The organism is Allobosea sp. GW821-FHT12C12 (assembly GCF_058807355.1).
The window spans coordinates 18177-33333 of sequence record NZ_JBXAQP010000013.1 but is presented as its reverse complement, the minus strand read 5'-3'; the positions used below and the strand labels follow the sequence as shown (position 1 = coordinate 33333).

Below are 15157 nucleotides of genomic sequence, written 5' to 3'. Positions count from 1 at the left end.
GGATGCAGCCATGAGCCTGATCAAGGAGATCGATTTCGGCACGCCGATCCGCGTCTCGGAGAAGACCGTGACGCTGTCGGTCGACGGCATGAGCGTCACCGTGCCGGCCGGCACCTCGGTCATGGCCGCCGCGATGTCGCTCGGCACCAAGATCCCGAAGCTCTGCGCCACGGATTCGCTCGAGCCCTTCGGCTCATGCCGGCTCTGCCTGGTCGAGATCGAGGGCCGGCGGGGCACGCCCGCCTCCTGCACCACGCCGGCCGAGGACGGCATGGTCGTGCGCACCCAGTCGGAGAACCTCTCCGGCCTGCGCAAGGGCGTGATGGAGCTCTACATCTCCGACCACCCGCTCGACTGCCTGACCTGCTCGGCCAATGGCGACTGCGAGTTGCAGGACATGGCGGGCGCGGTCGGCCTGCGCGAGGTGCGCTACGGCTATGAGGGAGAGAACCACGTTTTCGCCAGGACGGCGGACGGGCTCGCCAACGAGAACTGGCTCGGCAAGGACGCGTCGAATCCCTATTTCACCTATGATCCGACCAAGTGCATCGTCTGCAACCGCTGCGTCCGCGCCTGCGAGGAGGTTCAGGGCACCTTCGCGCTGACGATCACCGGACGCGGCTTCGACTCGCGCGTGGCCGCGGGCCCGACCGACTTCCTCGGCTCCGAATGCGTCTCCTGCGGCGCCTGCGTGCAGGCCTGCCCGACGGCGACGCTGATGGAGACCTCGGTCATCGAGATGGGCCAGCCCGAGCATTCCAGGGTCACGACCTGCGCCTATTGCGGCGTCGGCTGCTCCTTCAAGGCCGAGATGCAGGGCGACAGGGTCGTCCGCATGGTGCCCTACAAGGACGGCAAGGCGAACGAGGGCCATTCCTGCGTCAAGGGCCGCTTCGCCTGGGGCTACGCCACCCACACGGACCGCATCACCAGGCCGATGATCCGGGAGAAGATCACCGATCCCTGGCGCGAGGTCTCGTGGGAGGAGGCGATCGCGCACGCGGCCGGCGAGTTCAAGCGCATCCAGGGTCGGTATGGCCGCGAGTCGCTCGGCGCCATCACCTCCTCGCGCTGCACCAACGAGGAGGTCTTCCTCGTCCAGAAGCTGGTCCGCGCCGGCTTCGGCAACAACAATGTCGACACCTGCGCCCGGGTCTGCCACTCGCCGACCGGCTACGGCCTTAAGACGACGCTCGGCACCTCGGCCGGCACGCAGGACTTCAAGTCGGTCGCCAAGGCCGACGTCATCCTCGTCATCGGCGCCAACCCGACCGACGGCCACCCCGTCTTCGCCTCGCGCATGAAGAAGCGCATCCGCCAGGGCGCCAGGCTGATCGTCGCCGATCCGCGCCGGATCGACATGGTCAAGTCCCCCCACATCAGGGCGGAGCACCATCTTCAGCTCAAGCCCGGCACCAACGTCGCGCTGATCAACGCGATCGCCCATGTCGTCGTCACCGAGGGTCTGATCGACGAGGATTACGTCCGCGAGCGCTGCGACCTCGCTGATTTCGAGATCTGGGCCCGCTTCATCGCGCAGGAGGTCAACTCGCCCGAGGCGAGCGCGGAATTCACCGGCGTGCCGGCCGCCGACGTCAGGGCCGCCGCGCGGCTCTACGCCAACGCCGGCAACGGCGCGATCTTCTATGGGCTTGGCGTCACCGAGCACAGCCAGGGCTCGACCATGGTCATGGGCATGGCCAACCTCGCCATGGCGACCGGCAATATCGGCCGCGACGGCGTCGGCATCAATCCGCTGCGCGGCCAGAACAATGTCCAGGGCGCCTGCGACATGGGCTCCTTCCCGCACGAGTTCACCGGCTATCGCCATGTCTCGGACGACGCCACGCGGCAGATCTTCGAGATGATGTGGGGCGTGACGCTCGATCTGGAGCCCGGCCTGCGCATCCCCAACATGCTCGACGAGGCGGTCGGCGGAACCTTCAAGGCGCTCTACGTCCAGGGCGAGGACATCGCCCAGTCCGACCCCAACACACAGCACGTGACCGCGGGCCTCTCCGCGATGGAATGCGTCGTGGTGCAGGACCTCTTCCTGAACGAGACGGCGAAATACGCCCATGTCTTCCTGCCGGGCTCGTCCTTCCTGGAGAAGGACGGCACCTTCACCAATGCCGAGCGCCGCATCAACCGCGTCCGGCAGGTCATGGCGCCGCTCTCCGGCAAGGCCGAATGGCAGGTCACGATCGATTTCGCGAAAGCGCTCGGCTACGAGATGGCCTACGCCCACCCCTCCGAGATCATGGACGAGATCGCGCGCCTGACGCCGAGCTTCGCCGGCGTCAGCTACGACAAGCTCGACAAGCTCGGCTCGGTGCAGTGGCCCTGCAACGACAAGGCCCCCACGGGGACGCCCCTGATGCATGTCGACCGCTTCGTGCGCGGCAAGGGCAAGTTCATGATCACCGAGTTCGTGCCGACGGAGGAGCGCACCGGCGCGCGCTTCCCGCTGATCCTGACGACGGGCCGCATCCTGTCGCAATACAATGTCGGCGCGCAGACGCGCCGCACGGCGAACTCGGCCTGGCATGACGAGGACGTGCTGGAGATCCACCCCTTCGACGCCGAGAACCGCGGCGTCAAGACCGGCGATCTCGTCGCGCTCGCCAGCCGCTCCGGCGACATCTCGCTGCGCGCGGAAGTGTCGGAGCGGATGCAGCCCGGCGTGGTCTACACCACCTTCCACCATGCCGAGACCGGCGCGAACGTCATCACGACCGACTATTCCGACTGGGCGACGAACTGTCCGGAATACAAGGTCACCGCCGTCGAGGTCCGGCGGACGAACTATTATTCGCAATGGCAGGAGCGCAACCGCGAGGAGGACGTCAGCCTCCGCAAGATCGCCGTCAAGGATGCGGGGAGGCTGCCCGATGCGGCGGAATAGCCGATCCCGCGAGAGCATCCCCGCCCAGCCGCCGGCCTCGCAGGCCGTCTCGGTCGCGCCGCTGCGTTTCGCTTCGCCACGGCCCGGCTCGGCCATGGCCGAGGTCGCGGTCGAGGCGCCGGTCAGCATCGTCTATGGGAACCAGCCCTATGCGGTGATGATGGCGACGCCGTCCGACCTCGAGGATTTCGTCACCGGCTTCAGCCTGACCGAGGGCATCGTGCGCGGCGCGTCCGAAATCCGCGCGATCTCGGTGTCGTTGCAGCGCGACGGCATCGTCGTCGCGGTCGATCTTGAGCCCGGCCGCTTCCGCGAGCATCTGGCGCGGCGGCGCAACCTCTCGGGCCGGACCTCCTGCGGGCTCTGCGGCGTCGAGACGCTGGCCGAGATGCCGGTGGCGGCCGCCGGCTCGCGCGCCCAGGCTCCGATCGGGCCGGGTGCGATCGCGGCCGCCCTGTCGACGCTCGACCGGCACCAGCCGCTGCACCGGCTGACCCGCTCCGTCCACGCCGCCGTCTGGTGCGACGCGCAGGGCGCGATCCTCGCCGCGCGCGAGGATGTCGGCCGGCACAATGCGCTCGACAAGCTGATCGGCGCGCGCCTGCGCGCCGGCCACGACGCGAAGGACGGCTTCGCGCTCGTCACCAGCCGCGCCTCCTTCGAGATGGTCGAGAAGGCCGCGATCTTCGGGGCGGGCGCGCTGGTCTCGATCTCGGCGCCGACATCGCTCGCGATCGAACGCGCCGCCGCGCTCGGCCTCACGCTCGTCTCGGTCGCCCGCGACGACGGCTGCATCGTCTTCGCCGGGGCGCTCGCCTCGGAGCTGGAGACCGCGACGCGATGATGCGGCCCGAGTCTACGCCTCGCGATCCCGATCTTCACAAGGCCGAGCAGCGCGAGAAGCTCGCGCGCATGGCGGGCCAGATCGCCGATTTCTTCAAATCCTATCCCGACGATCAGGCGGTCCCCGCCATCGCCGACCACATCAACCAGTTCTGGAGCCGGCGCATGCGCGCGGATTTTCTCGCCGCGTTCGACGCCGGTTCCGACGATATCCAGCCCCTCGTGCGGAAAGCCTTGCCGGCGATCAGGCCGGGACGGGGCGGATAGCGGAAGAGCGCGCGGCCGAAGGACGGCGGCGCAAAGAGGATTTCAACGAGCCGGGAACAACCCGGCCCGACGGTGGATCTTTGCGAACAGGGGAGCAGACATGACGATCGCACAGGATATCGGACAGATCGGCGGCGGCCCGGGGCTGCTCGACCGCGAGCGCATCATCGCCAGGGCCGGCTTCAATCGCTGGCTCGTGCCGCCGGCGGCGCTCTGCATCCATCTCTGCATAGGCATGGCCTATGGCTTTTCGGTGTTCTGGCTGCCGCTGAGCCAGGCGATCGGGATCACGCGGCCGGTGGCCTGCGCCGCTGACGCGGGCCTCCTGACCTCGCTCTTCACCACGGCCTGCGACTGGAAGGTCGCCGATCTCGGCTGGATGTACACGCTGTTCTTCGTCTTTCTCGGCTCGTCGGCGGCGATCTGGGGCGGCTGGCTCGAACGCGTCGGCCCGCGCCGCGCCGCCTTCGTCTCGGCGCTGTGCTGGTGCGGCGGCCTGCTGATCTCGGCCTTCGGCATCTATTCGCACCAGCTCTGGCTGATGTGGCTGGGCTCGGGCGTCATCGGCGGCATCGGTCTTGGCCTGGGCTACATCTCGCCGGTCTCGACGCTGGTGAAATGGTTCCCCGACCGGCGCGGCATGGCGACCGGCATGGCGATCATGGGCTTCGGCGGCGGCGCCATGATCGGCTCGCCCCTGGCCGACATCCTGATGAACTATTTCAAGACCGCGAATTCGGTCGGCGTCTGGCAGACCTTCGTCGTCATGGCCGGCATCTATTTCGTCTTCATGATGGCCGGCGCCTTCGGCTACCGCATCCCGCCGGCCGGCTGGCGGCCCGAGGGCTGGACGCCGCCGGCGACCCAGAACGCGATGATCACCTCCGGCCATGTCCATCTCAAGGACGCGCACAAGACGCCGCAGTTCTGGCTGATCTGGGCGGTGCTCTGCCTCAACGTCTCGGCCGGCATCGGCGTGCTCGGCATGGCCTCGCCGATGCTGCAGGAGATATTCGCCGGCAAGCTGATCGGCCGGCCGGACGTGGCGTTCGCCGCGCTCGACGCCGACCAGAAGCGCCAGGTCGCGACGATCGCGGCGGCCTTCGTCGGCCTGCTCTCGCTGTTCAACATCGTCGGCCGCTTCTTCTGGGCCTCGCTGTCGGACAAGCTCGGCCGCAAGCTGACCTACGCGACCTTCTTCGGGCTCGGCGTGATGATGTACGGGCTGTCGCCCTGGGCTGCGAGCATCGGCTCGCTGGCGCTCTTCGTCGCTTTCTTCTGCATCATCCTGTCGATGTATGGCGGCGGCTTCGCCACCGTGCCGGCCTATCTCGCCGACATGTTCGGCACGCAGTTCGTCGGCGCCATCCACGGCCGCCTGCTGACGGCCTGGTCGACGGCCGGCATCGTCGGCCCGGTCGTGGTCAACTACATCCGCGAGGCGCAGATCGCGGCTGGCGTGCCGCGCGCGCAGGTCTATGACCGGACGATGCTGATCCTCGCCGGCATGCTGGTGGTCGGCTTCATAGCCAACCTGCTGGTGCGGCCGGTGGCGGCGCGCCGGTTCATGAAGGACGCCGAGGTTGCTGCACTCCAGGCCCGCAGCGCCAGCGTCGACGCCACGGTGCAATACGGCTCGTTCGGCATCGGCAAGGGCGGCTTCGACGGCACGGCGCTGCTCGCCTGGGCCGTGGTCGGCCTGCCGCTCGCCTGGGGCGTCTGGATCACCCTGTCGAAGTCGCTGGCGCTGTTCCGCTGAGCGAGACCTGAAAAGGAAAAGCCTGCGCCGAAAGCCGGCGCAGGCTTTTCATTATCCGAAGCGGGATGCGTCAGGCCGCGACGGGGCGCTGCGCCGGCTTTTCCCATTCCTCGCCCCAGACCATCACGGAATGGCCGGGCGACACCTCGCGGAAGATGCGCTCGGGCGGGACGTAGTCGGCCGGCCTGACCGGGCTCTTGATCTCGTCGTTCGAGACCGGCCGCTTGTCGTGGCGGCGCATCGGATCGGCGACGGGCACGGCCGCCAGCAGCCGCTTGGTGTAGGGGTGCTGCGGATTGCCGAAGATCGCCTCGCGCGGGCCGATCTCGACGATCTCGCCGAGATACATCACCGCGACGCGGTGGCTGACGCGCTCGACCACCGCCATGTCGTGCGAGATGAAGAGATAGGCGAGCTTCATGCGCGCCTGCAGCTCCAGCATCAGGTTGATCACCTGCGCCTTGACCGAGACGTCGAGCGCCGAGACCGATTCGTCGGCCACGATCAGCCTGGGCTCGACCGCGAGCGCGCGCGCGATGCAGATGCGCTGGCGCTGGCCGCCGGAGAACTCGTGCGGGAAGCGGTTCGCCATGTCGGGGTTGAGTCCGACGCGGCGCAGCAGTTCGTTGACCTGCTCGCGCGCCTGCGAGCGCGTCGCCAGCTTGTTGATCAGCAGCGGCTCGGCGATCGCGGTCCCGATGTTCATGCGCGGGTTCAGCGACGCGAACGGGTCCTGGAAGATCATCTGCATGCGCTTGCGCTGCTCGCGCAGTTCGTTCTGGCCGAGTTTCAGCACGTCGACGCCGTCGAGCAGCACCGAGCCGGCGAGCGGCTCGATCAGCCGCATCACCGAGCGCCCGGTGGTCGACTTGCCGCAGCCGGATTCGCCGACCAGCGCCAGGGTCTCGCCGCCCTGCAGGCTGAAGGCGACGTTCTCGACCGCATGGACGCGGCCCGTGACCCGCGACAGGATGCCGGTGCGGATGTCGAAGCGCGTCGTCAGGCCGGAGACCTCCAGCACCGGCCGCGCGGCCGCTTCCACGGTGTCGGGCACCTCGACCGGCACGTCGGATTCCCCCGTCGCCCGGTCGACGACCGGGAAGCGCATCGGCCGGGCCCGGCCCGTCATCGCGCCGAGCTTGGGCACGGCCGAGAGCAGCGAGCGGGTGTAGGGATGCTTGGCGCGGGCGAAGATGTCGGGCGTGTCGCCGGTCTCGACCGCCTCGCCATTGTACATCACCACGGTCCGGTCGGCGATTTCGGCGACGACGCCCATGTCGTGGGTGATGAAGAGGACGGACATGCCCTCCTCCTCCTGCAGCAGCTTGATCAGTTGCAGGATCTGCGCCTGGATCGTCACGTCGAGCGCCGTCGTCGGCTCGTCGGCGATCAGGAGCTTGGGCTTGCAGGCCAGCGCCATGGCGATCATCACGCGCTGGCGCATGCCGCCGGAGAAGCGGTGCGGATATTCGTTGAAGCGCGATTTCGCCGCCGGGATGCGGACCTTCTCCAGGAGCCGCACGACCTCGGCCTCGGCCTCCGAGCGCGACATGCCGCGATGCAGGATCAGCGACTCCGCGATCTGGAAGCCGATGGTCAGCACCGGGTTCAGCGAGGTCATCGGCTCCTGGAAGATCATCGCCATGTCGTCGCCGCGGATCTTGCGCATCTCCGAATTCGGCAGCGTCAGCAGTTCGCGACCGGCGAGCTTGACCGAGCCCTCGACGCGGCTGTTGCCCGACGGCGTCAGCCGCATGATCGAGAGCGCGGTCACGCTCTTGCCGGAGCCGGACTCGCCGACCACCGCGACGGTCTCCTTCGGAGCGATGTCGAAGGAGACGTTGCGGACCACCGGCTTCCAGACGCCCTCGACCCGGAAGGCCGTGGTCAGGTTCGAGACGGAGAGGATGGGCTGGGTCATCGATGTCTCTCCGCTCGTCAGATCACGCGGCGCGGGTCGAGCGCGTCGCGCAGGCCGTCGCCGATGAAGTTGATCGAGAGCACGGTCAGGAAGATCGCCGCTCCCGGAAACAGCGCCCAGTGCGGCGCGGAATCGAGCTGGTCCTTGGCGTCGTAGAGCAGCCGCCCCCAGGTCGGGATGTCGGGCGGGAAGCCGAGGCCGAGGAAGGACAGGGTCGATTCCGCGATGATCGCCGACGACACCTCGATCGTCGAGGCGACGATCACGGGGCCGATCGCGTTGGGCAGGATGTGGTGGACCATCTGCTGGAATTTCGAGGCGCCCGACGCGCGCGCCGCCTCGACGAATTCCTTCTCGCGCAGCGACAGGAACTGGGCCCTGACGAGGCGCGCCACCGGCATCCAGCGCAGGCCGCCGATGACGACGACGATCAGCACGAAGACGCCGCCCTCGACGCCGAAGGCGGCCTTGAGCTGCTCGCGGAAGAGATAGATCACGAGCAGCAGCAGCGGCAGCTGCGGCAGCGACAGGAAGAGATCCGTCACCCACATCAGGAACGGGTCGGCATAGCGCCGCGACATGCCGGCGAGCGAGCCGATCAGGACGCCGACGGAGGTCGCGACGACCATCGCCGCGAGCCCGACGGCGAGCGAGATGCGCCCGCCATACATGACGCGGGCCAGGAGGTCCTGACCGAGATCGTCCGTCCCGAGCGGATGCTTCCAGGACGGGCGCTCGAGCTGCGCCGAGAAGTCGATCTCGTTGATCGGCACCGTCCATATCCAGGGGCCGACGACGACGCCGAGGATGAGCAGGCCCAGCACGACGGAGCTCGCCATGGCGAGGCGATGGCGGCGGAAACGGCGCCAGGTCTCGCGCCCCGGCGAGACGGGCGCGCTCGCCCTGGCCGCCCCGGCGACGGGATCAGCTGAAGGAGATGCGAGGGTCGAGCCAGCCATAAAGGATATCCGCGATGAGGTTGAAGAGGACGACGAGGCAGGCGAAGACGAAGGTCACCGCCATGATGACGGGCGTGTCGTTGGCGAGGATCGCGTCGATCAGGAGCGAACCGATGCCGGGGATGCGGAAAATCTGCTCGGTCACGATCGCGCCGCCGAATACGGCCGGCATCTGCAGCGCGACCAGCGTGACGACCGGGATCAGCGCGTTGCGGGTGATGTGGCGCAGCGTCACCCGCTTCTCGCCCAGACCCTTGGCGCGGGCGGTGGTGACGTAGTCGAGCCGGATCACGTCGAGCACCGAGGAGCGCACATAGCGGGTGTAGGACGCCGCCTGGAACAGGCCGAGCACCATGATCGGCATGATCGCCTGGCGGAACATCTCCCAGTACCAGCGCCAGCCGGTCGCCGCGACGTCGGAGCGGTAGACGAAGGGGAACCAGTCCAGCGTCACCGAGAACACCAGGATGAAGAGCAGGCCGGTGAAGAAGGTCGGCAGCGAGAAGCCCACGAAGGCGAGCGTGTTGGCGATCTGGTCGAAGACCGAATAGGGCCGCGTCGCGGCGTAGATGCCGACCGGCAGCGCGATCGACAGCGCCACGAGCTGCGAGGTGCCGACGACGAAGAGCGTGGTCGGGACGCGCTGCAGGATCAGCTTGTCGACGTCGATGCGGCTGGCGAAGGAGAAGCCCCAGTCGCCCTGGGCCATTGCGGCGAGCCAGCGCAGATAGCGCACCATGATCGGGTCGTTGAGGCCGAAGCTCTCGCGCAGCGCCTCGCGCACCTGCGGCGGCACGTTCGGATTGGTCGCCATTTCCTGGAAGGGGTCGCCCGGCGCCATCGCCAGCACCGTGAACAGGATGAGGCTGATTCCGAGCAGGCTCGGGATCGCGATCAGCAGTCTTCGCAGAAGGTAACTCGCCATGGGCAGTTTCTCTTTTGGACGCTCGGCATGGGCCATGGCGAACGGAGCGCGTCGGATCGTCGGGTCCGCGTCGCCGCCGGTGCGCGTCGGTGTTCGGCGTGGTGATGGCGTGCGAGCCTCCGCGCGATCGGCATCGCGCGGAGGCTCCGGTCAGGTCAGGCGGTGCGATACCAGGCGGCGATGTTCCAGGTGTCGACGTCCCAGCCGCTGTGGTCGTGCATCAGGTTGGTCACGGACGCCGCGACGCGGGTGCGCGAGAGCAGGGGCAGGATCACGTTCGCCTCGCAGAAGATCTCGTTGACCGTGATCAGCAGGGCGGCGCGCTTGGCCGGGTCGAGCTCCTTCTGGGCGGCCTTGTAGGCTTCGTCCGCCCTCGGGTCGCTATAGCGCGAGACGTTGCGGCCGAGCCACTTGTTCTCCTTGCTCGCGATCTCCCAGGACACGAACTGGTTGAGGAAGCGCTCCGGATCGGGCTGCGGCTGCGTGGTCGTATACATCTCCATGTCGACATAGAGCTTGGTGTAGGTGTCGGGGTTGGCGACGTCGGAGGAGAAGAACACCGACGCGGTCACCGACTTCAGCTCGAGGTCGATGCCGGCGCGCTGGCAGGCCTGCTTGATGATCGCCTGCGTCTTCTGGCGCGGGGCGTTGATCGAGGTCTGGTAGACGTATTTGAGCTTCTTGCCGTCCTTCTCGCGGATGCCGTCGGCCCCGCGCTTGTAGCCGGCGTCGTCGAGGATCTTGTTCGCCTTGTCGATGCTGAACTCGGCCTTCAGCTTGGTCGACTTGAACTGCTTGGGCTCGTTGACGAAGCTCGCGGTCGCCGTGCCGCCGCGCCCGTAGATGAACTTCTGGATCGAGTCGCGGTCGATCAGCAGGCCAATGGCCTGGCGAACCTTGGGATCGGACAGCGTCGGATGCTTGGTCTTGACGCTGGAGCGCTCGCCATCGACCTCGGTCCACGGATCGGTGGTGTTGAGGATGATGAACTCGATGTCGCCGGAAGCGACCGCGCTGATCTTGCCGCGTCCGCCGGTCTCCATGCGCTTGAGGACCTCGTCCTCGACCTGGAGGTTCCAGGCATAGTCGTATTCGCCGGTCTGGAGCACGGCGCGCGCCGCCGAGACCGCATCGCCGCCGCCCTTGACCTCGAGAGTGTCGAAATGAGGCTGGTTCTTGACGTGATAGTCGGGGTTGCGTTCGCAGGTCAGGATGTCGCCCGGCTTGAAGTCGACGAACTTGTAGGGTCCGGTGCCGACAGGCTTGAGGTTGGCCGGGGCCTCGCGCGACTTGGCGCCGACATAATCGGCGAACAGGTGCTTCGGCAGGATCTGGCCGACGGTTCCGACGAACGGATCGGCCCAGAACGGCGTCGGCTCCTTGAAGATGACCTTGACCGTGTGGTCGTCGACCTTCTGGACCGTGATGTTCGTGTAGGAGCCGGTCGTGTAGGCGGCGGTCGCCGGTTCCTTGGCGTATTCCCAGGTGAAGACGACGTCGTCGGCGGTGAACGGCTTGCCGTCATGCCATTTCACGCCCTGCTTCAGCTTCCAGGTGACCGTCGTTCCGTCGGCGGACAGGCCGCCATTGGCCTTGGAGGGCGCCTCGGCCGCGAGGCAGGGAATGAGGTTGCCCTCCTTGTCCCAGCCGGCGAGCGGCTCGAAGAAGATGCGCGAGGCGATCTGGTCCTTGGTGCCGCTGGCGAAATGCGGGTTCAGCAGCGTCGGGGCCTGCCAGAGCAGAACCTTCAGCGGTCCGCCGCCGCCGGCCTTGGTCGGCTTGTATTCGAGCGTGGCGTTGGCCATCGCCACGCCGTTCCAGAGCAGGATCTGGCTGGCGATCGGCGCGCCGACGCCCAGTGCGAGAGCCTTCTGGATGAAGCCGCGCCGCGACAGGGCGCCGTCCTTCACCTGCTCGACCAGATGGCTGATCTCGTGCTCTTTCATGGAAAACCTCCGCTTGATGCGTTCGTCTGTATCCCGGCGGCGTGGCGCCGCTCGTTCTTGGGAGGCCGGAGCAAGCCATGTGCCAAGCCGTGCGTCAATCGTGCAGCGCAGTGCCGCTGGGGATGGGGGTGCTCGCGGTGCGGTTGCGTCATATGTCCTTGGCGCGATCGTGCGCGTCCATTGCACGCGCCGCGTGCGGCGAGCGCGGGCTCGGCGGCGGCGAAACCGCGCCGCTTGCTCAAGGATGCGTCGATGGCTTGTCCGTCGTCCTGACCGCCAGCAGCGCCAGGAAGGCCAGTCCGCACAGCCCCGATGTCAGCCAGACCGCGCTGGCGCCCCAGCGGTCGAGCGCGAAGCCGAAGAGCAGCGGCGCGGCCGCCTGCAACGCCCGTCCCGGCCCGCCGATCAAACCCTGGGTCAGCCCGTAGCCGACCGGCCCGAACAGGGCGAGCGGCAGCGTGCCCCTGGCGATGGTCAGGACGCCGTTGCCCGCTCCGTGCAGGAAGGCGAAGGCATAGGCCCCGGGGGCGCCGAACCAGAGCAGCACGCCCGCCGCGACCGGATGCGTCAATGTCGCGATCCGCGTCGAGACCAGCGGGTGGACCTGCCGTAGCAGGGTGAACTCGGCGATCCGGGCCGCGACCTGCGCCGGGCCGATCAGCGCGCCGGCCGCCACCGCCATGGCGGTGGTCGCGCCCGCCGCCTCGAGCAGGCGCGGCAGATGCGCCGCCATCGCCGTGCTGCAGAACCAGGTCACGGCGAAGACGAAGGCGAGCAGCGGCATGGTCGGCCGGGTCTTGCTCTTCACAGCCTTCGCCGCAGCCGGATCGACGGTCTCGGCCGGCGGGGTGACGAAGCGGCCGGACGGCAGGAGCGCGTTCAGCGGCAGAGCCAGTATCAGATGCGCGACCGCCCAGCCGAGGCAGGCCCCGCGCCAGCCGATCTTGGCCTCCATCAGCGCCGAGAGCGGCCAGCCGACCGTCGAGGCGAAGCCGGCGATCAGGGTGATGCCGGTGATCGGCGAGCGCGCCGCCTTGCCGTAGATCGAGGCCAGCGCCGAGAACGCCGCCTCGTAGAGGCCGATGCCCATGCCGACGCCGATGACGAGCCAGCCGAGCCAGAGCAGAAACGGCCCCTGCGCCAGCGCGAGGCAGCCCAGGCCCGCCGCGAAGATCAGGTTGGAGCCGATCAGCACGCCGCGTCCGCCCCGCCGGTCGATCGTCGCGCCCGCGAACGGCCCGACCACGGCCGAGACCACCATCGCGGCCGAGAAGGCGGCGAAGACCGTGACCGGGCTCAACCCCAGATCGCGCGCCATCGGCGTCGCCAGCACGGCCGGCAGATAATAGGTCGAGGCCCAGGAGACGGTCTGGGCCGTGCCGAGCGCGACGACGACGCCGGTGGTCGAGCGGCCGGCAAGACTCATCGGAACCGCCTCATCGGAACCGCCTCATCGGAACCGCCTCATCGGGCAACGCTCATCTGGCAAGACTCGGGCGGTGAGGGCGGGCGGCCATGCCGCCATCGTCGTCAAAGCGGCGCGTCTGGCAATCCGCCGCGCACGCATGCCGTCATTGCACCGCCCTCGGCAGCCAGAGCGCCGGCCGCGGCAACCACATCGGCAGGATCGCGACGTCGCTGCTTATGGCGCTGGACGGGCTCGCGTCGCGCCGATCCCGGCCCCGATCGTCGGCGACGCGGTCGCGACGGGTCGACTGGTCGAGGTCGACACGCCGGCGCGCGTGCCCGGCCTGCATTTCGTCGCGGGCGCTGGCGGGACCGGATTCGCAATCGATCGCGCCGGTGACCGCCATGTCCCGCGAGGCGGCGGCACGCATTTGAGCCTTACGCGCATGACCCGCATCTCCTGCGCGATGTCGCGTCGGCCGCATTCGCCGCTATGCTGGCGCGGGCAGGGGAGCTTCGCTCATGACGATGGACGCCACGGCGCGATGACGACCGCCCATCCGCCTCGTCACGCCCCCTTCACCTGCGAGAAGCGCCCCGCCACCGGCTCGCGCGGCATGGTGGTGACCAACCACCCGCTCGCCTCCGCCGCTGGTTCCCAGATGCTGCTGGCGGGCGGCAACGCCATCGACGCCGCCATCGCCGCGCTCTTCGCGCTGACCGTGGTCGAGCCGATGATGGTCGGCTTGCTCGGCGGCGGCGTCGCCCATATCCGCCTCGCCGAGGGCCGCCATCTCGTTCTCGACGGGCTCTCGACCGCGCCGCTCGCGGCCGCGCCCGACATGTACGAAACGCTGTCGGACGAGATCGGCAAGTCGCGCGACACGCGGGACCGCGAGAACCTGCTCGGGCCGAAGGCCGTCGCGGTGCCCGGCGCGCTCGCGGCCTGGTGCGAGGCGCTCGATCGCTTCGGCACGATGCCGCTCGGCGAGGTGCTCGCGCCCGCGATCGCGCTGGCCGAGCGCGGCTTCGTCGTCAGCCCCTATCTCGGCGACTGCATCTGCGATTGCGCGCCGGATATCGCGGCCGATCCCGGCCTCTCGGCCCTGTTCCTGCCCGGCGGCAAACCGCTGCAGCCGGGCAGCCGCCTCGTCCAGGGCGACTATGCCCGGAGCCTGCGCCTGATCGCCGGGCAGGGGCCGGCCGCGCTCTATGCCGGTCCGCTCGGCGAGGCGCTGGCCGGCTTCATGGCCAGGAGCGGCGGCCTGATCGGCATGGCCGATCTCGCGGCCTACGCGCCGGTCGGGCGCGAGCCGGTGCGCGGCAGCTATCGCGGCTTCGAGATCGTCGGTCCGCCGCCGCCGGCCTCGTCCGGCGTCCATATCGTCCAGATGCTCAATATCCTGGAAGGCTACGACATCGGCGCGCTCGGCTTCGGCTCGGTCGAGGCCGTCCATCTGATGGCCGAGGCGCTGAAGATCGCCTTCGCCGATCGCGCGGTCGCGACCGCCGATCCCGCCTTCGTCACGGTTCCGGTCGCGCGGCTCACGGCCAAGGCCTATGCCGCCGAGCGCCGCGCCGGCATCGACAGGACGCGGGCGAAGGCGTGGACGCCGGGGCCCGCCGGCGGCGAGTCGGCCGACACCACCCATGTCACCGTGGCGGATGCCGCCGGCAACGTCGTCTCGACGACGCAGACGATCAACGGCCTGTTCGGGGCCTGCGTGCAGATCCCCGGCACCGGCATGATCGCCAACAACTACATGTTCAACTTCGATCCCCATCCCGGCCGCGCGCTCTCGATCGCGCCAGGAAAACGCTGCTTCACCTCGATGGCGCCGATGATGGCTTTGCGCGACGGCAGGCTCGCCTTCGCGCTCGGCCTGCCGGGCGCCTTGCGCATCTTCCCCTCGGCGATGCAGGCGATCGTCAACCTGATCGACCACGGCATGAGCCTGCAGGAGGCGGTCGAGGCCCCGCGCATCTGGACCGAGGGCGGCGTGCTCGAGCTGGAGCAGGCCTTTCCCGACGCCGTCGCCGACGCGCTCGCCGCGCGCGGCCACCAGATCACCCGCGTCCAGCGCGTCGCCGGCGGCATGAACGCGATCGCGCTGGACGCCGACGGCACGCTGACCGGCGCGGCCTGCTGGCGCGCCGATGGCGCGCCGGTCGCGATCTCCGGCGGGCTGGCGCGCGCCGGCGTGCGCTTCTCCATCTGATCCGGA

The 15157-nt window shown here is 68.8% G+C and carries 11 protein-coding genes; 5 read left to right on the top strand and 6 right to left on the bottom strand.

The features are described from left to right. Nucleotides 1-10 precede the first annotated feature (10 nt). The 4 genes from fdhF (at nt 11) to AC1RRW_RS17495 (ending at nt 5774) form a co-directional block, all read left to right on the top strand. Complete coding sequence (fdhF, locus tag AC1RRW_RS17510) at nt 11-2905, top strand: formate dehydrogenase subunit alpha (protein WP_492902298.1); 2895 nt, start codon at nt 11-13, stop codon at nt 2903-2905. Next, nucleotides 2892-3749 carry a formate dehydrogenase accessory sulfurtransferase FdhD gene (fdhD, locus tag AC1RRW_RS17505; protein ID WP_492902296.1) on the top strand — a complete coding sequence of 286 codons (858 nt, stop codon included), beginning with the start codon at nt 2892-2894 and terminating at the stop codon, nt 3747-3749. Before fdhF ends, fdhD begins: the two co-directional genes overlap by 14 nt. Beyond that, the gene (locus AC1RRW_RS17500; protein WP_492902295.1) at nt 3749-4015 is read left to right on the top strand and encodes a formate dehydrogenase subunit delta; all 267 of its coding nucleotides are present in this window, start codon (nt 3749-3751) and stop codon (nt 4013-4015) included. The genes fdhD and AC1RRW_RS17500 overlap by 1 nt, the downstream gene beginning before the upstream one ends. A gap of 100 nt (nt 4016-4115) precedes the next feature. After that, entirely contained in the window at nt 4116-5774 is a 1659-nt protein-coding gene (locus AC1RRW_RS17495) for an OFA family MFS transporter (RefSeq protein WP_492902293.1), read from the top strand. A 70-nt stretch (nt 5775-5844) separates the two neighbouring features. Here the strand turns inward: AC1RRW_RS17495 and AC1RRW_RS17490 are convergent, their stop codons facing one another. The 6 genes from AC1RRW_RS17490 to AC1RRW_RS17465 all read right to left on the bottom strand — a co-directional run bounded on the left by AC1RRW_RS17490 (nt 5845) and on the right by AC1RRW_RS17465 (nt 13339). Then, nucleotides 5845-7695, bottom strand: a complete 1851-nt coding sequence (locus AC1RRW_RS17490) for an ABC transporter ATP-binding protein (protein ID WP_492902291.1) — start codon at nt 7693-7695, stop codon at nt 5845-5847. Nucleotides 7696-7712: 17 nt separating this feature from the next. After that, a complete protein-coding gene (locus AC1RRW_RS17485) occupies nt 7713-8654 on the bottom strand; it encodes an ABC transporter permease (protein WP_492902290.1) in 942 nt (313 codons plus the stop codon). Next, nucleotides 8620-9579: an ABC transporter permease gene (locus AC1RRW_RS17480; protein WP_492902288.1), complete on the bottom strand. Its 960-nt coding sequence runs from the start codon at nt 9577-9579 to the stop codon at nt 8620-8622. The genes AC1RRW_RS17485 and AC1RRW_RS17480 overlap by 35 nt, the downstream gene beginning before the upstream one ends. Before the next feature lie 155 nt (nt 9580-9734). Beyond that, nucleotides 9735-11525: a peptide ABC transporter substrate-binding protein gene (locus tag AC1RRW_RS17475; protein WP_492902286.1), complete on the bottom strand. Its 1791-nt coding sequence runs from the start codon at nt 11523-11525 to the stop codon at nt 9735-9737. 238 nt (nt 11526-11763) lie between these two features. Further along, a complete protein-coding gene (locus AC1RRW_RS17470; protein ID WP_492902285.1) occupies nt 11764-12951 on the bottom strand; it encodes an MFS transporter in 1188 nt (395 codons plus the stop codon). A 145-nt stretch (nt 12952-13096) separates the two neighbouring features. After that, nucleotides 13097-13339: a hypothetical protein gene (locus tag AC1RRW_RS17465; protein WP_492902283.1), complete on the bottom strand. Its 243-nt coding sequence runs from the start codon at nt 13337-13339 to the stop codon at nt 13097-13099. Nucleotides 13340-13477: 138 nt separating this feature from the next. Between AC1RRW_RS17465 and ggt the strand changes: the two genes are divergently transcribed. Beyond that, nucleotides 13478-15151, top strand: a complete 1674-nt coding sequence (gene ggt / locus AC1RRW_RS17460) for a gamma-glutamyltransferase (protein ID WP_492902281.1) — start codon at nt 13478-13480, stop codon at nt 15149-15151. Nucleotides 15152-15157: the final 6 nt, after the last annotated feature.